Consider the following 25,288-nt stretch of genomic DNA (forward strand, 5'->3'; position numbering starts at 1 on the left):
CATTTTTGATAGATGGCTTATTTGCAGCGGGAAAGGGGGAACAGATGAGCGGCCCAGCAGGCGGGCAATGGGGCGGCAATCATAAAAAGCGATGGCCCGTCATCGGGCCATCGTCATCATCCTAGCGGGTCACCATCTGCTGTGCCCGCTTGACCTGATCCTCGGGGCTCTCGTTGCGGGGCGGAATGGTGATGCCCTTCTGGCAGGCGGGTTTGGCCTCCATGCGCGCCATCCAGGCCTGCAGATGGGGCAGGCCCTCGATGGAGATGCCGCTCCAGTCATGGATCCGCACCCAGGGCCAGGTGGCGATGTCGGCGATGCTGTACTCGTCGGCCAGGTACTCATGGTGCGCCAGGTGACCGTCGAGCACCTCGAACAGGCGGCGCCCCTCCTTCTGGTAGCGCTCTATGGCCGCCGGGATCTTCTCGGGGAAGTAGCGGTAGAAGACGTTGGCCTGCCCCATCATGGGGCCGACGCCACCCATCTGGAACATCAGCCACTGGATGGCTTGGGAGCGGCGCTTGGGATCCTGCGGCAGCAGCTTGCCGGTTTTTTCCGCCAGATAGATAAGGATGGCGCCGGATTCGAACACGGCGAAGTCACCGTTATCCCGATCGACGATGGCCGGAATGCGGCCATTGGGGTTGATGGCCAGAAACTCGGGCTTCTTCTGCTCCATGGTCGAGAAATCCAGCGGGATCACCCTGTAAGGCAATCCCAGCTCCTCGAGGGCGATCGACACCTTGAACCCATTGGGCGTGGCGGCAGTGTACAACTCTATCATCTTGGACTCCTTGGTCGTTCAAACGTAATGATCAGGCCTGGGCGCTGGGACGGACACTCACCCGCTCATGCCAGGCCTGCAAGTGATGCTGGCGCGGGGCGATGCGAAGAGCGACGACCTTGCCAAAGTCGATGGTGCACAGGGCCAGGATGTCGGCGATGGTGAAACGATCTCCTGCCACATAGGGCACTTCGGCAAGGCGGGCATCGAGCCTGGCAAACCAGGCCAGGGCCTGCTGCTTGCACTCCTCCCCCCACTATGCCCTTCTCCGCCAGAAACATCCTGACCCGGCGGGCGTTGGGGCACGTTTCAACTCATAGACCTTCATCTTGCCTCTGTTATCGGGAACACTGCAGGCCGCTTCCCATCCCCATGAGGAGCAAAAGCCAGGCGGCGCAATATCGGTCTGTTATGACAAATATTGCGCCGCTTGAACAGCCCGAATAGAGGGGGGAGCGGTTAGCTGCACAGCACCACGGGTTGACGCTGGCGCAGCAGGATGAGGCGGGAGAGGAGCGGGAAATAGGACTCTAACTTGCTCTGCAATACCAGGCTGCAGGCGGGATCCGCGAGTTCAGTTTCATCCAGCACTATGCCATTGGAGACGAAGTAAAAGCGCGGGTCCCTGACATCCGGCCCCTGGGGAGGACTGTCATATTGTCGGTGAACCAGCAGGGGCAGCACTGGCAATCCCAGGGCAGCGCCGCTGGCGGGCCAGACCGGCTCCGGCCATGCCGCATCATCCTCTTCCAGCAGCAAGATGGCCGCCTCCTCCTTCGACGGTTGCCAACTATCCGGTTGTGCCACCCTCACCTCGGTGAAGTAATTGCCCTCTCCACTGGCGGCACGCAGTGCGGCCAGCACACCCAATGTCGTCGCTGCCGACGGTTTTTGACTGACTAATGACAGATTCATGGCTCATGTCCCTATGCTCACCACAGCCTGTTAGCCGGCTGTCGCGATAAGACTAGCCGATAACAGGTCTTTATTGGAGCCGTCAGATCTGCCAGATCCCACCATGACCGAATGCGGGTACCATGGTTGCTATTCCAGAATATCTTGGTAAGATACCGCGTCCTTTTATCCCCCGTTCTTTAACATCCAGTGGTGAACCTATGCATCCGATGCTGAATATCGCCGTGCGCGCTGCGCGCAACGCCGGTCAAGTTGTAGTAAAAGCCTTCTCCCAGCCCGAGAACATCGAGGCTATCCAAAAAGGCAGCCACGACTTCGTGACCAACGTTGACCGTGAAGCCGAAGCGGCCATCATTCACACCATCAAGAAGTCTTACCCGGAACACAGCATCGTGGCTGAAGAGTCTGGTGAGATTGCCGGTACCAATCCGGATTACCAATGGATCATCGACCCACTGGATGGCACGACCAACCTGGTCAAAGGCATTCCGCACTTTGCCGTCTCCATCGCCCTGCGCGTCAAGGGCAAGACCGAACAAGCCGTCGTTTACGATCCCATTCGTGACGAGCTGTTTACCAGCACCCGTGGCAACGGCGCCCAGCTGAACGGCTACCGCATCCGTGTCGGCAAGGCCAAAGAGATGGCTGGCACCGTACTGGCCACCGGTTTCCCGTTCAAGCAGAAGCACCACATCGAGCCGTACCTGAAGATGTTCCAGAGCATGTTCATCGAGTGTGCCGATATCCGCCGTGCCGGCTGCCCCGCGCTGGATCTGGCCTATGTGGCCGCCGGCCGCATCGACGGTTTCTGGGAAATCGGCCTGAAGCCCTGGGAAACGGCCGCCGGTGAGCTGCTGGCCAAGGAAGCCGGTGCCATCGTCACCGACTTCGTGGGTGGTCACAACTACGAGAACTCCGGCAACATGGTGGTTGCCAACCCGCGCGTTCTGAAAGAGATGCTCGGCAAGATCCGCGAGAATCTGCCGGACTCTTTGGCTAAATAAGCTGGCCAGGCCAGTCGCGAACCCTTGAAAAAAATGCCAGTCGGCCCAGCCGACTGGCATTTTTTTATCTCAATGATCGGGAAAATCAGCCGCTGCAGCGTGGAACCGGCCCCTGCCAAGTTCCAGATGAGCAGGCTAGCGGTGCACGGTTATTCACTTTAGATGGTGCCGTTGCGCCCCATGTTGATCACGACCCGCCGGTTCTTGGCTCGGCCCGCGTCCGTATCGTTAGAGGCCACGTGCTGTTTCTCGCCGTGCCCCTCCACCGAGATCTTGCCCTCCTCGATGCCAAGATCCACAAACACCTGCTTGATGGCATCTGCCCGCTTCTCGGAGAGCTTCTGATTGGGCCAACGCCCACCGTAGCTGTCGCTGTAGGCGTCGATCACCACCACGTCTATGCTCTTGTCCGCCTTCACATAGTCGCCGATCAGCGCCAGCCGCCGCCTGGAGGCAGGCGACAGCTGATCGCTGTTCTTGTCATAGGAGAGCACGCTGAAGGCGATGTCGTTGAAGCTGTAGGGCAAGAGGCCGCTCAGGCAATCCATGAAGGCCTGGTACTTGACCCTGAAGTTGACCGAGGAGAGCGACACCCGCACCGGTCTGTCCTGGCGATACCAGTCTCTGTACTGGAAGGTGGGCATGCGCCCCCCCTCCAGCTCGTCCAGCATGGTCCAGGCGGTCTGCCCCGCCACCAGGCCGTCGAACTGCTGATAGAACTGCAGCTGGCTTATCTGACGTCCGGAGACACCGGGACGCCAGCTGGGGGGCATGATCCCGAGGCTCACCGTCTGGGTCCTGGCCTGCGGCCGCTGCCCCTTCAGCTCGAAGTCCAGGTTGATCTTGCGACCGGCCCGGCTGACGAAGGCGCCCGTGCCCCAGCGGGGAATGGGGTGTTCGAGACGGCACTCCACCTGAGTATCCGAGGTCAACCGCCAGACGGATTGATCCAGACCGGCACCGAACTCGGTCACTCCCGCCTGCAACTGCATACTCACGGATATGCTGATCAACCCTAACACCCAAGCATTCAACGGCTTGCCCTCCACACGATCTCGGATTAACTATCGGCAGCGGCAAGCCAAGCTTTAGGGCAAAACCTCAATGGGGAGCGGGGCGCTCCATCAGTTTGAAGCTGGCGATGCGGGCCGTCAGATCCTGGGCCAGCTGATCCAGCTCGACACTGTTTTGTTGCAGGGTCTCCGAGTGCAGGCGGTGGGCCTCATAGACCTCCCGAATGGTCAGCACGTTGTGCTGGATATCGTCGGTCACATAACGTTGCTCCTCGGTGGCGGTCGCCACCTGGGCGGTCATGTCGTTCACCTTGCGCACCTCCTTGACGATATCGGTCAGCTCGCTGCCGGCCCGTTTGGCTTCGGTCACACTCAGCCCCGCCTGCTCGGTGCCCAGGTGCATGGCCGTCACCGCCTGACTGGCGCCCTGGCGCAGACGGGCCAGCATACCCGCAATGTCATCCGCCGCCTGCTGGGTGCGCGAGGCCAGCGCCCTCACCTCCTCCGCTACCACGGCAAAACCGCGACCGGACTCGCCAGCGCGGGCCGCCTCGATGGCGGCGTTGAGGGCCAGCAGATTGGTTCTGTCCGAGATCTGCTTGATGAGGCTGAGCGCCTCGCCGACCGACTCCGTCTCACGATGCAGGTTGTCCACCAGTTGCTGGGTATCGACCAGGGTGCCCGCCACTAGCTGGATGGCGTCTATGGTCTGATCTACCTCCCTGTCACCCTGATGGGCACGTCCGATGGCCTGCTGGGTCGCCTGCGAAGTCTGGGTGGCGTTGCGGGCAATCTCCGCCACCGTCGAGGCCATCTCGGTCGCGGCGGTGGCGACCAGATCCACCTGGCCAACCCCCTTGGCCACACCGACGTTGACCTGTGCTATCACCTCTGCCGAGGCGGCGGCGCTGCGCGCCAGCACGTCGCAGGAGCGGCGCACCGCCAGCAACAAGCCTTCCAGATGTTCGAGGAAGCGGTTCAGATCCTGTGCCAATGCTCCCAGTTCATCACCGGATCGCCAGTTGACCCGCACCGTCAGGTCGTTCTCCTGCACCAGCCGCTTGAAGGTCTGATGCAGCGCCATGAAGCCCAGATGAAGATCGCGCACCACCCGCCAGCAGACGGCACTGGTCAATGCCACGCACAAGAGTACGCCGAGGGCGGCCCACCAGAAGTCGCTGGCACTCCTGGCCCGCATCTGCTCAACCCGATCGTACAGCTGTTGATAGAGGCGATCCTCGCTCTCCTTGAGCAGGCTTATCTTGTCGGTACTCAAGGCAAACCAGGCTTCGGCATCCACCCCAAAGCCGCCGCTTGCCGCCTTCTCCAGCGCCAGTTTTTCGATGTCGGCCACCTTGGCCACCACGGGAGAGGCCAGGCTGTCGGCCAGCAGCTGACGTTGCGAGGGGCTGGCTAACGCCTGGAAACGCTCGAGATAGGTATTCTGGGCGGCGAGGAGGGAGATGTACTGCTGCAACAGCGCCGGGGTGAAGCTGCCTCGCGCGAACACATTGCTCAGGGTCGCCCGCTCCAGCCCCATGCGTTCCTTGCTCTGCAAGAAGGCGGCGTAGGCACTGGTCTGCAGCGCTATGGTGGCATCCTGACTACGAATGCTGACCTGATCCACCACCGCCAGCAACTGGGTGATGAGACGGGTGTAAAAGCCGACCTGCTCCGCCACCTCGACCCCCAGGGCACCAACCCGCTCACGCATGGCGGTGAGCCCGGTCAACTCCTGCTGCACCTCTGTCAATGCCAGCAAGGCAGGATCCTGATGAAAACGCACCAGCAGGGTGTCGACCACCTTGCGCTGGGCAGGCAGGGCATCACGGAACTTGTTGCCGCCAGAACCGAGGAAGCCGGCCGACATGCCACGCTCCCTTTGCAGCTCATGGGCGAGCTGCGCCGCCTCCCGCACCACCCCGAGCGCAGCCTCTGCCTGACTCATCTCCTGCTCGGCCCGATAACGCTCATAGACGTATCGACCGGAAAAAAACAGCAGGGCCAACAGTGGCAGACAGACCACCAGCAACATCTTGTGCGCCAATCCCAGCTTCTTCATCGCCTCGCCCCTCCATGGTTGAAGTGGCCAATTATAAGCGCAACTGCTTTTAATAGAACCAGTTGGCCTGCGCATGGCGGCCCAGGAGGGACAAGGGCCGGCTTTTTTGCCATAATGCCGCCTCCTTTCACGCCGACCGAGATACCATGACCGACGCCGTTCACACCCTCAAGGGCCGTTTTCGTGGCTTTTACCCCGTCGTCATCGATGTTGAAACCGCCGGATTCAATGCCAAGACCGATGCCCTGCTGGAGATCGCCGCCTATACCCTCAAGATGGATGAGCAGGGCTGGCTCATGCCCGATCAGATCTTCCATTTTCATGTGGCGCCATTCGAAGGGGCCAATCTGGAGAAGGCCGCCCTGGAGTTCACCGGCATAGACCCCTTCAACCCACTGCGCGGCGCCGTGGACGAGAAGGAAGCGCTCACCGAGATCTTCAAGGGGGTGCGCAAGGGCATGAAGGAGAGCGACTGCGGCCGGGCCATCATAGTGGCCCACAACGCCACCTTCGATCACGGCTTCGTGATGGCCGCCGCCGAGCGGGCCGGTCTCAAGCGCAATCCGTTCCACCCCTTCGCCACCTTCGACACCGCGGCCCTCTCGGGCCTGGCCCTGGGGCAGACGGTGCTGGCCAAGGCCTGCCAGAGCGCGAACATCCCCTTTGACAACAAAGAGGCCCACTCCGCCCTCTATGACACCGAGCGCACCACAGAGCTGTTCTGTCATATCGTCAACCGCTGGAAGAGCCTGGGGGGTTGGCCCCTGGCCAATCCGGAGGAGGCGCCCGCCGATGACAACCCCGGCAGTGCCATTGGGGAATGAGAAAGAGGCTGCCTTGGCAGCCTCTTTCCATGAGGTCGGAGCCGCTGCCAGGCAGCTGGTTTGACCAGAACGGCACAAACAGGGTCATCCAGCACCGTTTTCAGCACGCCATCCCGACAGAACTGATTCAGCTCGGCTGGAATACCGTGAAGAGGCCATTTTGCCGTTTTTTTTCTCGACATTTGTCACGTTTTTCGCAAACTAGCTGACTTTCCCCCGACAGACAGCAACACAATCTATAAGGAAATCAAATGAATCCTGTTGTTATCGCGGTGGCGCTGATGCTGGTGCTCAGCCTGCTGCGGATCAATGTGGTGGTCTCTCTCGCCATCGGCGCCATCGTCGGCGGCCTGCTCGGCGGCCTCTCCCTCGAACAGACCCTCAGCACCTTCACCGGCGGACTGGGTGGCGGCGCCGAAATCGCCCTCTCCTACGCCATGCTGGGGGCCTTCGCGGTGGCCATCTCCCGCTCCGGGATCACCGACCTGCTGGCCCGCAAGGTGATCAGCCAGCTCGGCAAGGATGCCAGTTCGTCGCGCATCCTCTGGGTCAAGAGCCTGCTGCTCACCTCGGTACTGGGGGTATCCATCTCCTCCCAGAACCTGATCCCGGTCCACATCGCCTTCATTCCCATCCTGATCCCGCCGCTGTTGCACGTCATGGCCCAGATGCAGATCGATCGCCGCCAGGTGGCCTGCGTCATCACCTTCGGCCTGACCGCGACCTACATGCTGCTGCCGGTGGGCTTTGGTGGCATCTTCCTCAACAACATCCTGGCCAAGAACCTGATCGACAACGGGGTGGCGGTCGAGTTCAGCCAGCTGCCGCTGGCGATGGCCATTCCGGTACTCGGCATGTTCGTCGGGCTGCTGGTGGCAGTCTTCTTCAGCTATCGCAAGCCGCGCCAGTATGATCTGGAGAAGATCCTGGCCGCCGAGCCGGAAACCGTCGAACTGAACCTCAGCCACATCTGGGTCGCCCTGCTGGCCATCGCCGTGGCCCTGGGGCTGCAACTGATGACCAACAGCATAGTGCTGGGGGCCCTCGCCGGTTTCATCATCTTCACCTGTGGTGGCGTCATCAAGTTTCGCGAGAGCCAGGACGCCTTCACCCAGGGCGTGCGCATGATGTCCCTCATCGGCTTCATCATGATCTCCGCCGCCGGCTTCGCCGCCGTGATGAAGGAGACCCACGGGGTGGAGAGCCTGGTGCAGTCCGTCTCCGGCATGATGGCGGGTCACAAGGGGCTGGCCGCCTTCCTGATGCTGCTGGTGGGCCTGCTCATCACCATGGGGATAGGCTCCTCCTTCTCCACCGTGCCCATCATCGCCACCATCTATGTGCCCCTGTGCATCCACCTCGGCTTCTCCCCCATGGCGACCATCGCCCTGGTGGGGACTGCGGGTGCGCTGGGGGATGCGGGCTCCCCCGCCTCCGACTCGACCCTGGGCCCCACCTCTGGCCTCAACGCCGATGGTCAGCACGACCACATCTGGGACAGCGTGGTGCCCACCTTCATTCACTACAACATCCCGCTCATTATCTTCGGCTGGATAGCCGCCATGGTGCTCTGACACGGCGCCACGCAGGCAGACGAAAGGCGACCCCAGGGTCGCCTTTATTGTCTCTGGCACTCGTCTCAGGAGGCCACCAACGCCATTCCTTTCAGTGCCAGGCCGTCTAACGATGAGTGAGGGTCAACCCAACGCCACCTCCTGCAGGATGGCGCCATGGGCGAAGTAACGGTGGCAGAACAGCAAGAAATCCTGAAGTGGCAGTGGCCTTGAGTAGACATAGCCCTGAATTTCATCCACCCCTATGCTCAGCACAGCCTTGAGCTCATCGTTGCTCTCTACCCCTTCTGCCACCACCCTCACCCCCAGTTGATGGGAAAGCGTGGTGATGGCTTCGACGAATAGTGCCTGGCGGGTATCGCTGTCGATGGCGGTGATGAAGGATCTGTCGATCTTGAGCTTGTCGAAATAGAGTTCGCGCAAATAGGAGAAGGAGGACCAGCCAGTGCCGAAATCATCGAGAGCCACCCTCACCCCTATCTGGCGCAGAGAGTCGATGATCTGCTTGCTCAGTGCTATGTCATCCAGCGCAATGGTTTCGGTCAACTCAACAATCAACTGGTGCAGGCCCAGGGGTCCCTCGCCCATTTGCTCTTCCAGATCCGCCGCCAGCCCGACATGGAACATGGAGCTGGAGAGGTTGATGGAGACCTCCAGCATCTCGATAAGCTCCCCCTGGAAGGTAGCGAGATCATGCTGCAGCCGCCGGATGATCCATCCCCCCAGCGCAGTCCCCAGCCCGTTCTCCTCCGCCAGCGAGATGATGTCCAGTGGCGGGATAAACCCGTATTCCGGATGATGCCAGCGGATCAGCGCCTCGGCGCCGAGCCGCACCGTGCTCTGGCCACGGACAATGGGCTGGTAGTAGAGAGCAAGTTGAGGCGATTCCGGAGACAGGATCAACCTACGCAACTCGGTCGACAGCCGACGTTTACGCTGGTAGTGCTGATACATGCTGCTGGAGAAGACCACGTAGTGATTCAGCCGCTTGCGCTTGGCGCTGTCGAGGGCAATGTCGGCAAACAGCAGCATCTCCTCCGGCGTATGGGTCGGCCTGACATACTGGCTTATCCCCATGAAGACACGTACCCGATGGGCCGGATCGGTCGCAAACACCAGCTCGGCCAGCTTACAGCGCAGTTGCTCCAGAAACGGGAAACGCAGATAGGTAGGCATAGCGCCCGAGATGATGATGGTAAACTCGTCACTGCCGGTGCGGGACACAAACACCCCCGGGGCCGACACCGCGCGGATCTGCTCAGCAAGTTGCTTGAGCAGGGTGTCCCCCACCTCGTAGCCCAGGCTGTCGTTGACCTCCCTGAAATGCCCCAGATCGATGAGACAGACCGTGATGCTGCTTCGCCGCCCCTGCTGCTCGGTCCGCTGCTTGAGGTGCTTGATCAGGGCTGCCCGATTCGGCAAACGAGTCAGGACATCATTCCATGCCAGAAAGTGCTGATGACGTACCTCTCGAAACAGCACCTGCAACATCACCATGGTCGCCAGCATCAAGAAGGCCAGAATGAAGAAGTTCTGGGTTCTCGACTCGTTGAGCAGCTCCCGCTGGGCAATGGCGGAAGGGCCGGTGAAATTCTTCACCATCACGTCCCGTACTGCGAGCATGCCTTCCCGCAGTGCCGCCGTGAATTCCCTGAGCCTGGGCGAGTCAGGACTGGCGTTCACCACCTCCTGCTCATACGACTCGAAGAGGGAGAGGATCTTGCCAACCGCCTCGTCCGCCCCAAAGCGTTCCCTGACGGATCTGGCCTCCTCCCCATGAAGGAAGACGTCGAGTCGGTTCCAGGCGATATCAAATCGCTTGTTCATCTCTTGCTGGCTGACGGCGCCGGCGCGATAGAGCAGCAATGCCTCGTCGAAGCCGTGTATTTCCAGCTCCAGCTGAGCTAGCGCCCAAGCGGAGAGCTGGGTATAACGCGTCACCGCATTGAAGGCGCGGTCATAGTTCCAGACTGACCAGATGGCGACCCCCAGGAAGGTGGTCACCATCAGGATCAGGCTAAAAAACTTGCCGCGCAGCATCTTACTGGCTCTCGAGTGCTGTCAACTGCCACACCATGCGGCTGTGATAGAGCTCCTTGTTGAGTTCGGGGTGGTCAGAGAGGGGGTAGATGATCCAGACCGGCCCCTTGTTGCGCAGGGTCAACGCCTTGCCATCCTGCTTCTCAGCCAGCAGAACAGGGTATTTATCTGCATCTTCCAGCGGCACCGCCGCCCAGTAATCATTGATGGCGACCGCCTTGACCTCCCGGCTCTTGAGGCCGTAGACCTTGGCCAGATCTCGCAGCAGCACACCCCGATAGACATGGACCCCCTTGGTCCAGGGGGTCTGGGTCCTGACTTCGGTCTGCGGTAGTGCCTCGAAGTCGGCCCGAGTCAACACCACCTCCCCCTTGCCACCACAACACCCCTCCCCTCTGATCTTGAGGAAGGAGTCCTCTGCCAGCGCCATACCCGAGACGAAACACCCGGATACCAGCAACACACAGCCAAGTCATCCGCCCATGATGCAACCTCCATGTCATCTTGTTCACTTCATTAATCTCACTCTACCGACTCATATGCAAACCGCAGAGCAGAGATTCAGACCAAAGTCGCAGCCATCCGTGGCCTGTCAGAGGATCTGACATCAGACCCCAATCGCCTCCAGAATAATGACATCGACGATCTCCATGCCGCAACTGCACAGCCGAATGTAAATTCTCTTTTGGCTCTCATCTCTTCTTCTGTGACGCCAGCGAACAGCTACCGGGAATAGGCCGTTGTGCCCGACCCCAAATCACGCGCACAAAAAAGGCCGCTCATGGAGCGGCCTTTCATCAATCAGATCTGGACTTAGCTGTCGCGGCGCTTGTTGCCACCGAACTTGCGATCCTTGTTGAAGCCACCTTCACGGCGCTCCCCGCTCTTGTTGAACGGACGGTCACCGCTGGGGCGGCGATCCTTGTTGAAGGGACGATCGCTGCGGGGCGGACGGGGGGCAGTGTTGCTGCCGGCCGGCACCTCAGTGTAGCGGGTGATCTGCAGCGGACGCTGGCAGACACGGGCCTTCTTGATCACTTCCAGCACGTCGGCTGTCATGCCTTTCGGCAGATCGACGGTGGAGAAGTCATCGGCGATGTCGATGTTGCCGATGAAACGGCTCTCGATGTTCGCTTCGTTGGCGATGGCGCCCACGATCTGGCCCGGCTTGACACCGTGATGGGCACCCACGTCTACGCGGTAGCGCTCCATCTCCACGTCAGGATTGTCTTTCAGCGGACGCGGCTCCAGAGACGGCATGCGACGGGCAGGACGATCGCCACGGTCACCGAAATCACGGGGAGCGCGATCGCCGAAGTCACGGCGCTCGAACTCACGGCCAGCACGATCGCTTGCCGGTTCAGGGATGGAGTCATCCAGCAGCAGCGGTTGGTCACCCTGTACCAGCTTGGCCAGGGCGGCAGCCAGCTCCAGCGGATCGGCAGAATCTTCTTCGATCAGCTCGTTCACCAGGTTCACGTAGATCTCAAGCTCTTCGCCCATCATGGTTTCCCGGATGCGCTCCTTGAACTTGGTCATGCGGTGCTGGTTGATGTCCTCGGTGCTCGGCATCTTCATCGGCTCGATGGCCTGACGAGTGGCGTGCTCGATGGCGCGCAGCATGCGGCGCTCGCGGGGAGCCACGAACAGGATGGCCTCACCCTTGCGACCGGCACGGCCGGTACGGCCGATACGGTGAACGTAGGATTCGGTGTCGTAAGGAATGTCGTAGTTCACCACGTGGGTGATACGCTCGACGTCCAGACCACGGGCGACCACGTCGGTGGCGATCAGGATGTCCAGCTGGCCTTGACGCAGCTTGTCGACGGTACGCTCACGCAGCTTCTGCGGGATGTCACCGTGCAGCGCTTCACAGGCGTGACCACGGGCGGCCAGCTTGCTGGCCAGCTCTTCGGCGGCGTTCTTGGTGCGCACGAAGACCAGTACGGCTTCGTACGGTTCAACTTCCAGCAGACGGGTCATGGCGTCCAGCTTGTGCAGACCGGTTACCTGCCAGTAGCGCTGGCGGATGGTCGGTGCAGTGGACGTCTTGGTGATGATCTTGATCTCTTTGGGCTGCTTCAGGTGCTTCTGGGCAACACGACGGATCTGGTCCGGCATGGTGGCAGAGAACAGGGCAACCTGACGGGTGGCCGGGCACTGTTCCATGATCCAGTCCACGTCGTCGATGAAGCCCATACGCAGCATTTCATCGGCTTCGTCCAGTACCAGGGCTTTCAGGCCGGAGAGGTCCAGGTTCTTGCGACGGATCAGATCCATCACGCGACCAGGGGTACCGACGACCACCTGGGCACCACGGCGCAGGGCGCGGGTCTGGGTTTCGTAAGAGGAGCCACCGTAGATGGGCAGGACATGGAAGTCAGGCATGTGCTTGGCGTAACGTTGGCACGCCTCGGCAACTTGCAGCGCCAGCTCACGGGTCGGTGCCAGCACCAAAATCTGAGTGTTACGGTTACCAGCTTCCAGACGAGACAACAGAGGCAAGGCAAAAGCAGCGGTCTTCCCTGTACCGGTTTGCGCCTGCCCCAGCAGATCGTGTCCCGCCATCAGGTGGGGAATTGCTGCGGCCTGGATCGGTGACGGGCGCTCATAGCCCACGTCCTGCAGCGCTTTCAATACAGGCGCGGCCAGTCCAAGCTCACTAAAAAGGGGCAGTTGTTCGGTATCAGACATAGATTCTTCCAGATTAAGGCAGGCGGCTAACACCGCGGAATAGCAAAAAGGCGGCGATTATAGCGCCACTTTGTTCTGCTGTCTTGAAAAATGTGATAAGCCTCTCAAGACGTTGGCAATTATAGAGGGATCTCGCGACTATGGCTTGCTTATTTTGCACCCATGGTGCGTTATTGCAGATCACTCCTCGCCGGAGTCCTTGTCCCGCTTGTGTTTGAGCACCGCCATGGTCAGTCTGCTGGTGCACAATAAACGCTCACGTTCGTCCCGAATTTCAATCTGCCACACCTGGGTCGTGGTCCCCAGATGCAGTGGCGAGCAACGCCCCGTCACCACCCCTTCCCGTTTGGCGCGCAGGTGGTTGGCATTGACCTCCAGTCCCACGCAGTAGCTCTCCGCCCCCACCGCCATGTTGGCCGCCAGCGACCCCAGCGTCTCCGCCAGCACCACGGAGGCGCCGCCGTGCAGCATGCCGAGCGGCTGATGGGTGCGGTGATCCACCGGCATGCTGGCCTCGAGCCAGTCGGGCCCAAAGGCGGTATAGAGGATGCCAAGGTGGGCCATCAGGGTGTTGCGGGAGCTGGCGTTGAGCCCTTCAAGGCTCATGGGCTTGCGCCAGATGGGGGCGTTCTCTTGACTCATGGCGAGCAGACTCCTTATGTGATCAATGAGTTGGGCACGATCAGTGCCAGCAAAAAAGACGAAGAAAAAAGATGCCCCGAACCGGGGCATCTTGACAAGTACCTTGCGTCACCAGGGGTAGGTCACCCCGGGCCATTCGGCCCAGGGCAGCTCACGCCCCGGCAGGCGCGGGTGATGCCAGTGCCACACCTTGCCCAGCCAGGCGCGCAGCTCGGCCTCCAGCACGGCGTCATCGAGAGGGGCCTCAGCCACCTTCCAGAAGAAGAGCTCCACCTCCACCTCAGGCAGCACCGAGGGGTAGAGATAGACCCCGCCCCAGAATTCGGGCTCCCGCGCCGGGCTCCAGAGGCCATAGGCGAAGGAACGCTTGGCGAGAAACTCCGAGCGCTGCCACTCCAGATCGGCCTCGTGCTGGCTCAGGCTGAACTGGGCCGAGGGCCAGACGTCATCGGGGCGAAACAGCTGATGGAGCTGCTCCCGCTCGCGCAGCATGGCGACGAACTCCACCACGGCCTGGCTCGGGCTGGCAGGCAGCAGCAGAAAGCTCGGGTGCCGATAGGCTTGTGGCACCCGAAACCGTTTGGGGAAGCGCAGCATCAGAGCAGTTCCAGCAGCGCCTGCAGCGGATGCTTGAGTTTCTCCCCCTCCATCCGCTTGACCTGGCTGCGGCACGAATAGCCGGTGGCCAGACAGCGATCCTTGGGTAGGCGTGCGAGGGGCTCAGCCCAGCTTAAGGAGTAGATCCCCTTGGAGTTGTCCACCTGCTTGGCGTCGTGGCCATAGGTGCCCGCCATGCCGCAGCAACCCACAGACACCGGCTGCAACTTGGCGCCGAAGCGGCCAAACAGGGTACCCCAGTCGCCGTGGGTCGAGGGCTTTGCGGTCTTCTCGGTGCAGTGGGCAAACAGATACCAGGGCTCGGCCTCTCCCGGCTCTTTCGCTGCGGCCCTGACTTGCGGGGCCGGAAGAGAGAGCAGCCACTCCTGGGGCAGCAGCACCTGGAAGTCGCCGCGGGCGGGGCCGAGCGCCTTCACGTACTCGTCGCGATAGCAGAGCACCAGGGAGGGATCTACTCCCACCATGGGGATGCCCAGCGCCGCCATCTTGTTGAGGAACTGGGCGCCGCTCGCGGCGGTGCGGGCGAAGGCGCGCAGGAAGCCCTTCACGTGCTGGGGCTTGCCGTTGGGCTTGAACGGCAACAGGTAAGGCTGATAGCCCAGCTTGCTGGCGAGCCTCACCAGGTCCCGCACCACGGGGGCGTCGTAATAGCTGGTGAAGGGATCCTGCACGATGAGCACCACTTTTTGGCGCTGCTCGGGGCTCATGGCCTCGAGGCCCGGCAGATCGAAATAGCGGGCCTTGTGATCGCGCAGCTCCTCGGCCAGGGTGGGCACGCTCAGAAGCGGCACATCCACCATGCCGATGCTCTTCTCGGTCGCCTTCTGGGCCCACTCTTTCTCCAGGAAGAAGTTGACCAGCTTGGGGGCCTTGGCAAGCAGGGGCGCGTAAGCTTCGACGGTGCCGACGAAGTAATCCTTGGGGCCGCGCAGATAGCGGCTGTGGTAGAGCTGCATGAAGCGGGCGCGGAAACTCGGCACGTCCACCTTGATGGGGCACTGGCTGGTGCACGCCTTGCAGGCCAGGCACCCCTCCATCGCCTCCATCACCTCGTGGGAGAAGTCGTACTGGCCGCGGGCACGGGCCAGGGTGTTGCGAAACTTGTCGACGATGGCCTTGAAGCGCAGACCGCCGCTTTGCAGCGCAACTTCTTCGGCCAGGGGATCGAAGCCCTGCTCCGCCAGCTGGCGCAGCCACTCGCGCATCAGCCCGGCCCGCCCCTTGGGGGAGTGGCGGCGATCGCGGCTTATCTTGACCGAGGGACACATGGGGGAGTCGGTCTCGAAGGTGAAGCAGAGGCCGTTGCCGTTGCAATCCATGGCGCGGGTGTAGCTTTCGCGCACCGCAATGGGGATCTGGCGGTCAAACTTGCCGCGCTTGGGCCCGTCCACCGACACCAGTTCGGCGCCGCTGCCATAAGGGATGCAGATCTTGCCCGGGTTGATGCGGTTGGCCGGATCGAAGGCCCCCTTGACCCGCTGCAGCTCTTCCCACAGCTCGCCGAAGAAGGCGGGGCTGTATTCGGAGCGAAAGCCCTTGCCGTGCTCCCCCCACATCAGACCGCCATATTTGGCGGTGAGGGCCACCACCTGATCCGAGATGCGCCGCAGCAGCACCTCCTGCTCGGGGTCGCACAAATCCAGCGCCGGGCGCACGTGCAGCACCCCGGCATCCACGTGACCGAACATGCCGTAGTCGAGGCCGTGGCCGTCCAGCAGGGCACGAAACTCCATGATAAAGTCCGCGAGTGACTCAGGCGGCACGGCGGTGTCTTCGGTAAAGGCCACCGGCTTCTTGCGCCCCTCGGCGTTGCCGAGCAGCCCCACCGACTTCTTGCGCATGCCGTAGATGGTCTCGATGCTCGGCAGGTGGTCGCACACCTGATAGCCGATGATCCCCGCCTCCCCCCTGGCCAGCAGGCCGTCGATGCGCCGGCACAGCTCGGCCACCTTGGTCTCGTGCTCGGCTTCGTCGGTGTCCGCAAACTCGACGATGTTGAGCCCCTGCAGGTCCTTGCCGGGCACATCCTGGATGAGATCCTTCACCGAGTGCCAGATGATGTCGGCGCGGGCCAGCCCCAGCACTCGGGAGTCCACGGTCTCCACCGACAGGGCATGGGCCTGCACCATAAAGGGGGCATTGCGCAGGGCAGACGGGAAGCTGTCGTACTTGACGTTGACCAGGGTGCGGTAGCGCGGAATGGGGGTGATGTTGAGGCGAGCCTCGGTGATGAAGCCCAAGGAGCCTTCCGAGCCGCACAGCACCCGGCTCACGTCCAGGGTGTCGCTCTCTGGCTGATAAAGGTGCTTGAGATCGTACCCGGTCAGAAAGCGGTTGAGTTTGGGGAAAGTGGCTTCGATGTCGGCGCGCCTCTCCTTGCCGATGCGATAGAGGGTGCGGTAGATCTCCCCCTCCCGGCTCTCCAGCGCCAGCTTGTCTGCCAGCCGCCGGCCGTTCACCGGCTCGGTCGCCATGATGTCGCCGTTCTCCAGCACGGCCTTGAGGCCGAGCACGTGATCCGAGGTCTTGCCGTACACCAGAGACCCCTGCCCCGAGGCATCTGTGTTGACCATGCCGCCTAAGGTGGCGCGGTTGGAGGTAGAGAGATCCGGCGAGAAGAAGTAGCCGTGAGGTTTGAGGTAAGCGTTGAGCTGATCCTTCACCACCCCGGCCTGGGCACGCACCCAGCCCTCTTCCAGATTAATTTCCAGGATCTGGTTCATATGGCGCGAGAGATCGACGATAATGCCGCCGCCCAGGGACTGGCCATTGGTGCCGGTGCCGCCGCCGCGAGGGAAGAAACTCAAGGTGGCGTACTCCGGCCCCTGAGCCAACTTGAGCATTACCGCAATATCGTCCGCGCTGCGCGGATAGAGAACCGCCTGAGGTACTACCTGATAGACGCTGTTATCCGTCGCCATCGCCAACCGGCTTGCATAACACTTTTCGATATCACCACGAAATGCTGATCGCGCCAGCAACTCAAGAAACTGCAGGGTTGTAGGTGACAAACTATCCTGGTAATCGAGTCTCGGGATCATGAATCCTTGTTCCCATCCTTTGCTTGATGCCGGCATTCCGGCGACAACGACCGTTCGGGGCTGCCTCTTTGCGGGCGCCCGAACCAGTCCGCTCACATGTGAGCGGGCAGTATATCAGCTAGAAAACCGCTTGCGCGTTCAATCTTCACCATTTGAAAGGAGGACTTTTATGGCTCATTACAGCCATGTTATCAGTACGCTGGTTCGCACCGAGAAGCAGGCCCTGACCCTGTCGCTGTTCGGCTGCATCAGCTTCGCCATCTTCGGGATCGGCTACGGTCTCTTCGTCGGTTCCAACGCCATCATGCTCGATGGCATCTTCACCCTGTTCAGCATGGGCATGACGGGCCTCGGACTCATCACCGCCTATCTCGTTACCCGCCCCTCGGATGCGCGCTTCCAGTATGGCTACGCCCACTTCGAGCCCATCACCAACGTCATCAACGGCACCATCATACTGCTGCTCTGCCTCGGCGCCCTCCATAGCGGCATCACCTCCCTGCTCGAAGGGGGACGGGAGATAGACCTTGGTCACGCCCTCATCTACGCCGCAGTCTGCACCTTCTTCTGCGCCATCATCTACCGGATCGAGGCGGGCGTCGCCGAGCGGATCGACTCCGAACTGGTGCGGGTCGACTCCAAGGAGTGGCTGGTCGACACCCTGCTCAGCGCCACCCTGCTCATCGGCTTCGTGGTCGCCATCGGCCTCGACGCCCTCGGCTACGGCCAGTACAACCGCTACATAGACCCGGTACTGGTCACCCTGCTCGCCCTGTGCGCCACCCTGATCCCCATCAAGGTGCTCGGCCGCAACCTGCGGGAAGTATTGAAAATCGCCCCCAAGGGGGATGTCTCCCAACTGGTGGCCAGCGAAATCGAGGCCCTTCGCCTGCGCCATGGCATCGAGTGCTACAGCCATCTGGCCAAGAGCGGCCGCCGCTTCGATCTGGAATTGAACATACTGGTGGCCCCGGATCAGGAGTGGCCCATAGAGCGCCAGGATGCCCTGCGCCAGGAGCTCTGGTCCCGCCTCGGCGACACCCTGGGGGATGCCTGGCTCTCGGTCTGCTTCACCCGCGAGAAACGCTGGCTCTGATCCGGCGCTTGCCATCCTGATGCAACGCGGGGCCCCATCGCCCCGCGTGACAAGGGCCCCAGGCAAGGCCCCGGCAACCCGCCTGCCACCTCATCCTGCGTCACTCTTGCTGTCACTCTCGCCGCCCCTCTCCTGCCCGAAATTTCTCTGCTTTTTTTAATCTTTAAACCATTGACAGGGAAAACCGTTTGCCGAGTCCCTTGAATCAATAACCATTTTCAACGGCACAAAAAGTTACGAAAATTTCGTTGCTAAAATTAAGTCGGCCAGCTATTTGTTTTCGCCAAGGACAAACGGCCGACTGCGCGCCGAAATACAGTGATGTTGTTATCCACCGGACAATAAAAACAAATACACTTATTCCACTTTGTTAAACAGTTAAGGTAAGTCCCATGAAAAAGGTGTTGATCACAGTATTTGCATTGACCATGGCGGGCACGGCCAGTGCTGCCCTTCCCCAGCTTAATTACGAGTGCCCGGGTCAGAACCAGATGCACAGCGATGAGGGTGGCCCCGTCTATATCAATGGCAAGGAGGCCAAGCTCAAGAAGTTCAGCGATGACTTCTATGAGGCCAAGGGCGCGGGAGTCACCCTCTCCATCAGCAACACCGGGGGCCAGTACGATGTCTCCTACAACAGCAAGCAAGGCTCGGGCGTCTGCCACCCGGCAGCCACGTCAGTAGCCCCTGCGGCCTCGGCAAGCCCTGCCAGCCCTGCGGAGAAAGCCTGTCTGAAGGCGGTCTCAGAGAAGACGAACGTGCCCCAGGCCCAGCTTCAGGTGACTGACGTCATGGACTCCGAAGCCGGGGTCGGCGTCACCATCAAGGTGCCGGGTGCCGATGCACCCTGGTCCTGCCTCAGTGACAAGAAGGGCCATGTTCAGGGCGCCGCCTACACGGGCCAGTGACGGGGTCAATTACGCTCGACACCAGATCCCCATGACATGAGGGGATTGACCGACAGGGAGGCAATGCCTCCCTGTCTTCATGTTCAACGCCTTATATTGAAGCGCCAACACGCCTCTCTTCATCTTCGAGGTTTTATATTGAGGCGTCAGCCTCCCTTCAAATACCCCCCCTGTCATCGACACCATAAACAGCCGCGGGGCCGACCGCTTTCTTATATAACCAAATGAGCTGACATTTATTAAAACAAGCACCAAATAATAGGCGCCTGAAATAGGTTGTTACACATTGTCCAGTCGCGGATATAGACAGCCCCTGCGTCTTGTGCCTTTTTCCTCCATATGGCGAGCGGCTTTCCATGGGCCGCCCCGGCAGCGCAGGCACCCCGTGCCCGGTAGTCGCTCATCTCTATGTGTGCCCGGCGCTTGCCAAATCGGTGATAGCCGTTATCATCAGGGCTCACTTTTGACCCGAGGTTTTATTGCCCATCATGGATAATCCCCGAAGTAGCCCTTCGTTTTTCCCCATCAAAACCTATCTGTACCTGCTCAACCAACGCCTCTGAAAACAGCCTTGCCCTGTCACGGCCCCTTGCCGTGAGCGACATCCACTGCGTCTGTTTTTATTGAGGTCATCCTAATGGAATTCTTGCTGGACCCGTCTATCTGGGTCGGTCTGTTCACCCTGATCATCCTCGAGATAGTGCTCGGGATCGACAACCTGGTCTTCATCGCCATCCTGGTGAAGAAGCTTCCTCCCGCCCAGCGGGACAAGGCCCGGCTCATCGGCCTCTCACTGGCCCTGATCATGCGCCTCGCCCTGCTGAGCGTGATGTCCTGGCTGGTCACTCTGACCACCCCCATACTGCACATCTGGGATCACCCCTTCTCGGGGCGGGATCTCATCCTGATGGGGGGCGGCCTCTTCCTGCTGTTCAAGGCCACCTCAGAGCTGCATGAGCGACTGGAGGCCAAGCCGGAGGAGCAGGGCCCGGCCGGTGTCTATGCCGGATTCGGGGTGGTGATCGCCCAGATCCTGGTGCTGGATGCCGTCTTCTCCCTGGACTCCATCATCACAGCGGTCGGCATGGTGGAACACCTGGGCGTCATGATGGCGGCCGTGACCATCGCCATGGTGGTGATGGTGATCGCCTCCAAGCCCCTGACCCGCTTCGTCAACGCCCATCCCACCGTGGTGGTGCTCTGCCTGAGCTTCCTGCTGATGATAGGCTTCAGCCTGGTGGCGGAGGGCTTCGGCTTCCACATTCCCAAGGGCTATCTCTATGCGGCCATCGGCTTCTCTGTGCTCATCGAGTTCTTCAACCAGCTCGCCCAGCGCAGTGCCCAGCGCCACGAATCCAGGCAGCCCCTGCGCGAGCGCACCACGGCCGCCATCTTCAAACTGATGGGGGGCAGCCGGGCCAACCAGCACCTACAGCAGGATGAGGAAGAGGAGATGGAGGCCCCCCGCCCCATCAGCTTCGGAGAAGAAGAGCGCTACATGGTGACCGGGGTGCTGTCGCTCGCCGAGCGATCCATCCGCACCATCATGACCCCCCGTGCCGAGATGGAGTGGATCGACGTCAATGACTCCCCGGACGAGATCCGGACCCTGCTGCAGCGGGCCCCCCACAGCCTGTTCCCGGTCTGCGACGGGGAGCTGGACGAGATCATCGGGGTGGTGAAGGCGCGGGATCTGCTGTTTGCCCTCAACGAGGGGCAGTCCCTGGTCGAGCTCGCCAGGCAGAATGACCCCATCATAGTGCCCCAGACCATCAACGTGATCCGGCTGCTGGCGGAGCTGCGCCAGGCCAGGGGCAGCCTCATTCTGGTGGCGGACGAGTTCGGCATCATCCAGGGGCTGGTCACCAACCACGATCTGCTGGAGGCCATCGTCGGCGAGCTGCCGGACGAGGATGAGACCCCGGACATCGTCCAGGAGGGGGAGAGCTGGCTCATCAACGGCAGTACCAACATCCACCAGATAGAGCAGACCCTGGGCCATGACGGCCTGGTGAGCGAGAGCGATGAGTATGTGACGCTGGCGGGCATGCTGCTCTCCCACTTCGGCAGCCTGCCCACCAACGGCCAGCAACTGCGTCTGGGCCAGCTCTGTTTCGAGGTGCTGGCGGTGAGCGAGCGCCGGATAGAGCGGGTGCGGGTCACCCCGATAGGCGCCAGCGCCGCCTGATCTGCCACGACATCAAAAGAGGGCCAACAGGCCCTCTTTTTCATGGCCTCAGGCCCATTGCTGTGCCAATGGCAATTCTCTTCTGCAATTACCCCTCTTTTTCACAATGACAATCCCCTCTAGAGTCTCCTCCATCTCAACACGAGGAATTCACCATGCACCACGATCCCCTGTTCTGCCCCCTTCGCCTCGGCCAGTTGCACCTCTCCAACCGCATCGTCATGCCGCCCATGACCCGCTCCCGCGCCAGCCAGCCCGGTGACGTGGCCAACGCCATGATGGCCACCTACTACGCCCAGCGCGCGGGCGCCGGTCTCATCATCGGCGAGGGCACCCAGATAGATCCCCTGGGCAAGGGCTATGCCTGGACCCCGGGGATCCACAGCGCCGAGCAGGTGGCCGGCTGGAAGCAGGTGACCGATGCGGTGCACGCCAGGGAGGGCATCATGTTTGCCCAGCTCTGGCACGTGGGCCGGGTCACCCACCCGGACAACATCGGCGGCGCCCAGCCCATCTCCTCGTCCGCCATCAAGGCCGAAGGGGTGAAAGTGTTTGTCGACAACGGCAGCGATACTCCCGGCTTTGTGGAGACGGTCACTCCCCGCGCCATGACCCAGGCCGACATCGACGCCGTGGTGGGTCAGTTCCGCCAGGCCGCCCGCAATGCCATGGAGGCCGGCTTTGACGGCATCGAGCTGCACGCCGCCAACGGCTACCTCATCAACCAGTTCCTCGACTCCGAGTCCAACGCCCGCACCGACAACTACGGCGGATCCCTGGAGAACCGGCTGCGCTTCCTGAAAGAGGTGACACAAGCGGTCAGTGACGAGATCGGGGCCGATCGGGTTGGGGTGCGCCTCGCGCCACTCACCACCCTCAACGGCACAGTGGATGCGAACCCGCAGGAGACCTACCTGGCTGCCGCGAAGCTGCTGGGGGAAATAGGCATTGTCTACCTGCATATCGCCGAGGCGGACTGGGACGATGCCCCCCTGATGGCGGAGGGCTTCAAGCAGGGGCTGCGGGACGCCTTCCCCAACACCCTCATCTATGCGGGAAAATATGACGGCGAGCGGGCCAGAGCCGCGCTGCAGGCGGGCTGGGCCGACCTGATTGGCTTCGGTCGCCCCTTCGTGGCGAACCCGGACTTGCCGAACCGGCTGCGTCACGGCTATCCCTTTGCCCCCCATGATCCCGCCACCCTGTTTGGCGGCGGCGAGCAGGGGCTCATCGACTACCCCGTCTACCAGGCCGAGACAGCGTCGCAGCCTGCCTGAGACTGGCAACCAGCCTGGCCTCGGTGCCACGCGCCCGCCCTTATCGGCGGGCGCGTTGTTGTTGAATGTCCGGGTACTAGTAGAGCGCCACCCCGTGACAGGCACCATAGCCCCTGATCTCCTGGGTCAGCCTCACCTTGTCGGCCAGGCTCAGCCAGCTCGCCTCCACCCCATTGAGGGAGAGGCGGCAGAGCTGCTCCCGCGTGGCGCCGAGCCCGTCGGCCAGGGCCCTGAAATTGGCCCCCATGTAGCCGCCAAAATAGGCGGGATCGTCGGAGTTGATGGTGACGCAGAGCCCCTGCTCCAGCAGGGTCAGCACATTGTGATCCGCCATGGTGCCGAACACCCTGAGCCGCACGTTGGAGAGGGGGCAGACGGTGAGCGGCAGCCGGGTGTCGGCCAGGAAGCGCACCAGCTCGGGATCCTCGGCGCAGCGCACCCCGTGATCGATACGGCGCACCGCCAGCTCCCGAATCGCCTGCCAGATATAGTCGGCCGGTCCCTCCTCCCCCGCATGGGCCACCACAGGCAGCCCCAGCTCCCTCGCCCGGGCGAAGACACGGGCAAACTTGCCTGGCGGATTGCCGAGCTCGCCAGAGTCGAGGCCGACCCCGTGCAGCCGGGCCAGATAAGGCTCGGCCTCGCGCAGGGTGGCGAAGGCATCCTCTTCGCTCAGGTGGCGCAAGAAGCTCATGATAAGCCGCCAGCTGATGCCAAACGCTTTCTCCCCGCGCTGCAATGCCCGCTCTATGCCGCCGAGCACTGTGGCAAAGGGCACACCGCGGGCACTGTGGGTCTGGGGATCGAAGAAGATCTCCACGTGCACCACCTTGTCAGCGGCGCAGCGTTCCAGATAGGCCCAGGTGAGGTCGAAGAAGTCCTGCTCGGTGACCAGCACGCTGGCCCCCAGGTAGTAGAGATCGAGAAAGGATTGCAGGCAGTCGAACTCATAGGCGGCCCGCAGGCTCTCGACGTCGGGCCAGGGCAGGGTCACCCCGTTGCGCTGGCCAAGGGCAAGCATCAGCTCGGGCTCCAGGGTGCCCTCGATATGCAGGTGCAGCTCCAGCTTGGGCAAGCCGGCAATAAAGTTCTCCATGATGACGGCTCCATCGTCAGCGCCTGATGGTTAAGGCAAGTCCAGGCGCCGACGGCGCCCTCCCTCTGCGGTCATTGTGCACCCATCTGGCGCGCCGGGGGAGACTTGTCATCAAAGCGCCTTATAATGGCGGCACAAAAAAGCCATAAGTGATTGAAGACATTCGAGGTTGGCAACCACCTCCCCCTACAAGGAGTTTCCATGAAGAAAAGCGTCATCTGTGATATCGACGGCGTCATCCTGCACAACAACGATCTGGTGCCCGGCGCCGACCGTTTCGTTCATCGCCTGCTGGAGCAGGGCAGCAAGCTCCTGTTCCTCACCAACTACCCGGCCCAGACCCAGAAAGATCTGCAAAACCGCTTCCGCTCCGCCGGGATCGAAGTGCCGGAGGAGTGCTTCTATACCTCCGCCATGGGCACCGCCGACTTTCTCAAGCGCCAGGATGGCAAGAAGGCCTATGTGATAGGCGAAGGGGCCCTGACCCACGAGCTCTACAAGGCCGGCTTCACCATCACCGACATAGACCCCGACTTCGTGGTGGTGGGGGAGACCCGCAACTACAACTGGACCATGATGCAGCTGGGGGCCAAGTTCGTCGATCAGGGGGCCCGCTTCATCGCCACCAACCCCGACACCCATGGCCCCATGATGCACCCGGCCTGCGGCGCCCTCTGCGCCCCCATCGAGCGGATGACCGGCAAGAAGCCGTTCTATGTCGGCAAGCCGAGCGCCTGGATCATCCGCGCGGCCCTGAACCGGATGGAGGCCCACTCCGACGACACCATCATCATCGGCGACAACCTGCGCACCGACATACTGGCGGGCTTCCAGGCCGGCCTCGAGACGGTGCTGGTGCTCTCCGGGGTGAGCAAGGTGGCGGACATCGACCGCATGCCGTTCAGACCGAATCACATCTTCGACTCCGTGGTGGACATCGATATCGTCTGATCCCCTTCCTTGGCCCCCCTTGGCAAGGTGGCGCACATCGTTTAACGTAAGCGCAACATTGTTAAACAAACTAAACGGGAGCAGGACGCTCCCCTCGCCACCCCAAGGACGCACCATGAAGAGCCTGAACGACTGGATCCTGCTGGACCAGCACCCCGTCTCCCCCACCCCGCTGATGCCCGCCCCCGAACGGATCCGGGCCGGCAACCCGAGCCAGACCCTCTGGAACCACTATTCGGACCCCAGCCAGCAGTTTCACGTGGGCTTCTGGGCCTGCGAGCCGGGGCGCTGGGCCGTGCACTACACAGAGCACGAATACTGCCAGTTGCTGGAGGGCGAGGCGCGGATCCACGACGGCCAGGGGGGCGAGCTGCACCTCAAGCCGGGGGATCAGTTCGTCATCCCGGCGGGCTTCGTCGGCGAGTGGGAGACCCTGGTGGCCTGCCGCAAGCTCTATGTGATCTTCGAACCCGCCGCGACCTGACGCGCACGTCAAGCAAGCCCCTCGTTGTCGACACCATACTCACCCGCCGACTTGACGTTGGCGGCATGATTTTGTGC

General features: G+C 61.7%; 20 protein-coding genes and 1 pseudogene. 9 read left to right on the plus strand and 12 right to left on the minus strand.

Annotated elements, in window-relative coordinates:
• Nucleotides 1–121: 121 nt before the first annotated feature.
• The 3 genes and pseudogenes from HB860_RS09265 to HB860_RS09275 form a co-directional block, all read right to left on the minus strand.
• Nucleotides 122–784 (minus strand): glutathione S-transferase family protein, encoded by a 663-nt coding sequence (locus HB860_RS09265; protein WP_139439479.1) that lies wholly within the window; start codon nt 782–784, stop codon nt 122–124.
• A gap of 31 nt (nt 785–815) precedes the next feature.
• Nucleotides 816–1,028, minus strand: a pseudogene (locus tag HB860_RS09270) (glutathione binding-like protein); the annotation flags it as partial.
• Nucleotides 1,029–1,243: 215 nt separating this feature from the next.
• Nucleotides 1,244–1,699 carry a hypothetical protein gene (locus HB860_RS09275; protein ID WP_247626429.1) on the minus strand — a complete coding sequence of 152 codons (456 nt, stop codon included), beginning with the start codon at nt 1,697–1,699 and terminating at the stop codon, nt 1,244–1,246.
• Between the two features lie 200 nt (nt 1,700–1,899).
• On the opposite strand from HB860_RS09275, the gene suhB reads away from it, so the two are divergent.
• Nucleotides 1,900–2,703: an inositol-1-monophosphatase gene (gene suhB / locus HB860_RS09280; RefSeq protein WP_139439477.1), complete on the plus strand. Its 804-nt coding sequence runs from the start codon at nt 1,900–1,902 to the stop codon at nt 2,701–2,703.
• Nucleotides 2,704–2,861: 158 nt separating this feature from the next.
• Here the strand turns inward: suhB and HB860_RS09285 are convergent, their stop codons facing one another.
• Both HB860_RS09285 and HB860_RS09290 read right to left on the minus strand, forming a co-directional pair.
• A complete protein-coding gene (locus tag HB860_RS09285) occupies nt 2,862–3,737 on the minus strand; it encodes a flagellar protein MotY (protein ID WP_247626430.1) in 876 nt (291 codons plus the stop codon).
• A 67-nt stretch (nt 3,738–3,804) separates the two neighbouring features.
• Nucleotides 3,805–5,778, minus strand: coding sequence for a methyl-accepting chemotaxis protein (locus HB860_RS09290; RefSeq protein WP_247626431.1), 1,974 nt, complete (start codon nt 5,776–5,778; stop codon nt 3,805–3,807).
• 146 nt (nt 5,779–5,924) lie between these two features.
• On the opposite strand from HB860_RS09290, the gene rnt reads away from it, so the two are divergent.
• Together rnt and HB860_RS09300 are read left to right on the plus strand one after the other, a co-directional pair.
• Nucleotides 5,925–6,602 (plus strand): ribonuclease T, encoded by a 678-nt coding sequence (gene rnt, locus HB860_RS09295; protein ID WP_247626432.1) that lies wholly within the window; start codon nt 5,925–5,927, stop codon nt 6,600–6,602.
• A gap of 251 nt (nt 6,603–6,853) precedes the next feature.
• The gene (locus tag HB860_RS09300; RefSeq protein ID WP_139439473.1) at nt 6,854–8,176 is read left to right on the plus strand and encodes a Na+/H+ antiporter family protein; all 1,323 of its coding nucleotides are present in this window, start codon (nt 6,854–6,856) and stop codon (nt 8,174–8,176) included.
• A gap of 123 nt (nt 8,177–8,299) precedes the next feature.
• Here HB860_RS09300 and HB860_RS09305 read toward each other — a convergent pair whose 3' ends face one another.
• The 6 genes from HB860_RS09305 to ydiJ form a co-directional block, all read right to left on the minus strand.
• Nucleotides 8,300–10,216, minus strand: a complete 1,917-nt coding sequence (locus tag HB860_RS09305) for a putative bifunctional diguanylate cyclase/phosphodiesterase (RefSeq protein ID WP_247626433.1) — start codon at nt 10,214–10,216, stop codon at nt 8,300–8,302.
• 1 nt (nt 10,217) lies between these two features.
• Nucleotides 10,218–10,646: a molybdopterin-dependent oxidoreductase gene (locus tag HB860_RS09310; RefSeq protein ID WP_282101193.1), complete on the minus strand. Its 429-nt coding sequence runs from the start codon at nt 10,644–10,646 to the stop codon at nt 10,218–10,220.
• A 383-nt stretch (nt 10,647–11,029) separates the two neighbouring features.
• Nucleotides 11,030–12,910, minus strand: a complete 1,881-nt coding sequence (locus tag HB860_RS09315; RefSeq protein WP_162519317.1) for a DEAD/DEAH box helicase — start codon at nt 12,908–12,910, stop codon at nt 11,030–11,032.
• 180 nt (nt 12,911–13,090) lie between these two features.
• Nucleotides 13,091–13,552 (minus strand): hotdog fold thioesterase, encoded by a 462-nt coding sequence (locus HB860_RS09320; protein ID WP_139439469.1) that lies wholly within the window; start codon nt 13,550–13,552, stop codon nt 13,091–13,093.
• A 108-nt stretch (nt 13,553–13,660) separates the two neighbouring features.
• The gene (locus HB860_RS09325) at nt 13,661–14,149 is read right to left on the minus strand and encodes a hypothetical protein (RefSeq protein ID WP_202045985.1); all 489 of its coding nucleotides are present in this window, start codon (nt 14,147–14,149) and stop codon (nt 13,661–13,663) included.
• On the minus strand, nt 14,149–17,211 hold the full coding sequence (ydiJ, locus tag HB860_RS09330; RefSeq protein WP_247626435.1) for a D-2-hydroxyglutarate dehydrogenase YdiJ: 3,063 nt from the start codon (nt 17,209–17,211) through the stop codon (nt 14,149–14,151). The genes HB860_RS09325 and ydiJ overlap by 1 nt, the downstream gene beginning before the upstream one ends.
• Nucleotides 17,212–17,380: 169 nt before the next feature.
• On the opposite strand from ydiJ, the gene HB860_RS09335 reads away from it, so the two are divergent.
• The 4 genes from HB860_RS09335 to HB860_RS09350 all read left to right on the plus strand — a co-directional run bounded on the left by HB860_RS09335 (nt 17,381) and on the right by HB860_RS09350 (nt 22,680).
• Nucleotides 17,381–18,307 carry a cation diffusion facilitator family transporter gene (locus HB860_RS09335; protein ID WP_202045987.1) on the plus strand — a complete coding sequence of 309 codons (927 nt, stop codon included), beginning with the start codon at nt 17,381–17,383 and terminating at the stop codon, nt 18,305–18,307.
• Nucleotides 18,308–18,699: 392 nt separating this feature from the next.
• Nucleotides 18,700–19,215, plus strand: a complete 516-nt coding sequence (locus HB860_RS09340) for a hypothetical protein (RefSeq protein ID WP_247626436.1) — start codon at nt 18,700–18,702, stop codon at nt 19,213–19,215.
• Between the two features lie 637 nt (nt 19,216–19,852).
• The gene (locus HB860_RS09345; RefSeq protein WP_247626437.1) at nt 19,853–21,403 is read left to right on the plus strand and encodes a TerC family protein; all 1,551 of its coding nucleotides are present in this window, start codon (nt 19,853–19,855) and stop codon (nt 21,401–21,403) included.
• 155 nt (nt 21,404–21,558) lie between these two features.
• On the plus strand, nt 21,559–22,680 hold the full coding sequence (locus HB860_RS09350; protein ID WP_247626438.1) for an alkene reductase: 1,122 nt from the start codon (nt 21,559–21,561) through the stop codon (nt 22,678–22,680).
• 76 nt (nt 22,681–22,756) lie between these two features.
• Here the strand turns inward: HB860_RS09350 and HB860_RS09355 are convergent, their stop codons facing one another.
• Nucleotides 22,757–23,776 carry an adenosine deaminase gene (locus tag HB860_RS09355; protein WP_247626439.1) on the minus strand — a complete coding sequence of 340 codons (1,020 nt, stop codon included), beginning with the start codon at nt 23,774–23,776 and terminating at the stop codon, nt 22,757–22,759.
• Between the two features lie 201 nt (nt 23,777–23,977).
• Between HB860_RS09355 and HB860_RS09360 the strand changes: the two genes are divergently transcribed.
• Both HB860_RS09360 and HB860_RS09365 read left to right on the plus strand, forming a co-directional pair.
• Nucleotides 23,978–24,727, plus strand: coding sequence for an HAD-IIA family hydrolase (locus tag HB860_RS09360; protein WP_005302324.1), 750 nt, complete (start codon nt 23,978–23,980; stop codon nt 24,725–24,727).
• A gap of 115 nt (nt 24,728–24,842) precedes the next feature.
• Entirely contained in the window at nt 24,843–25,211 is a 369-nt protein-coding gene (locus HB860_RS09365; RefSeq protein WP_205641951.1) for a cupin domain-containing protein, read from the plus strand.
• The last annotated feature ends 77 nt before the right edge of the window (nt 25,212–25,288 follow it).

The organism is Aeromonas genomosp. paramedia, from assembly GCF_023093515.1.
GTDB lineage: Bacteria > Pseudomonadota > Gammaproteobacteria > Enterobacterales > Aeromonadaceae > Aeromonas.

Bases quoted from the DNA above. Each gene is read 5' to 3' on its own strand.
- HB860_RS09335 (WP_202045987.1), top strand. From the start codon at position 17,381: ATGGCTCATTACAGCCATGTTATCAGTACGCTGGTTCGCACCGAGAAG.
- HB860_RS09355 (WP_247626439.1), bottom strand. From the start codon at position 23,776: ATGGAGAACTTTATTGCCGGCTTGCCCAAGCTGGAGCTGCACCTGCAT.
- HB860_RS09340 (WP_247626436.1), top strand. From the start codon at position 18,700: ATGAAAAAGGTGTTGATCACAGTATTTGCATTGACCATGGCGGGCACG.
- HB860_RS09275 (WP_247626429.1), bottom strand. From the start codon at position 1,699: ATGAATCTGTCATTAGTCAGTCAAAAACCGTCGGCAGCGACGACATTG.
- HB860_RS09320 (WP_139439469.1), bottom strand. From the start codon at position 13,552: ATGAGTCAAGAGAACGCCCCCATCTGGCGCAAGCCCATGAGCCTTGAA.
- rnt (WP_247626432.1), top strand. From the start codon at position 5,925: ATGACCGACGCCGTTCACACCCTCAAGGGCCGTTTTCGTGGCTTTTAC.
- HB860_RS09300 (WP_139439473.1), top strand. From the start codon at position 6,854: ATGAATCCTGTTGTTATCGCGGTGGCGCTGATGCTGGTGCTCAGCCTG.
- HB860_RS09365 (WP_205641951.1), top strand. From the start codon at position 24,843: ATGAAGAGCCTGAACGACTGGATCCTGCTGGACCAGCACCCCGTCTCC.
- suhB (WP_139439477.1), top strand. From the start codon at position 1,900: ATGCATCCGATGCTGAATATCGCCGTGCGCGCTGCGCGCAACGCCGGT.
- HB860_RS09290 (WP_247626431.1), bottom strand. From the start codon at position 5,778: ATGAAGAAGCTGGGATTGGCGCACAAGATGTTGCTGGTGGTCTGTCTG.
- HB860_RS09360 (WP_005302324.1), top strand. From the start codon at position 23,978: ATGAAGAAAAGCGTCATCTGTGATATCGACGGCGTCATCCTGCACAAC.
- HB860_RS09305 (WP_247626433.1), bottom strand. From the start codon at position 10,216: ATGCTGCGCGGCAAGTTTTTTAGCCTGATCCTGATGGTGACCACCTTC.
- ydiJ (WP_247626435.1), bottom strand. From the start codon at position 17,211: ATGATCCCGAGACTCGATTACCAGGATAGTTTGTCACCTACAACCCTG.
- HB860_RS09350 (WP_247626438.1), top strand. From the start codon at position 21,559: ATGCACCACGATCCCCTGTTCTGCCCCCTTCGCCTCGGCCAGTTGCAC.
- HB860_RS09345 (WP_247626437.1), top strand. From the start codon at position 19,853: ATGGAATTCTTGCTGGACCCGTCTATCTGGGTCGGTCTGTTCACCCTG.
- HB860_RS09325 (WP_202045985.1), bottom strand. From the start codon at position 14,149: ATGCTGCGCTTCCCCAAACGGTTTCGGGTGCCACAAGCCTATCGGCAC.
- HB860_RS09265 (WP_139439479.1), bottom strand. From the start codon at position 784: ATGATAGAGTTGTACACTGCCGCCACGCCCAATGGGTTCAAGGTGTCG.
- HB860_RS09315 (WP_162519317.1), bottom strand. From the start codon at position 12,910: ATGTCTGATACCGAACAACTGCCCCTTTTTAGTGAGCTTGGACTGGCC.
- HB860_RS09310 (WP_282101193.1), bottom strand. From the start codon at position 10,646: ATGGCGCTGGCAGAGGACTCCTTCCTCAAGATCAGAGGGGAGGGGTGT.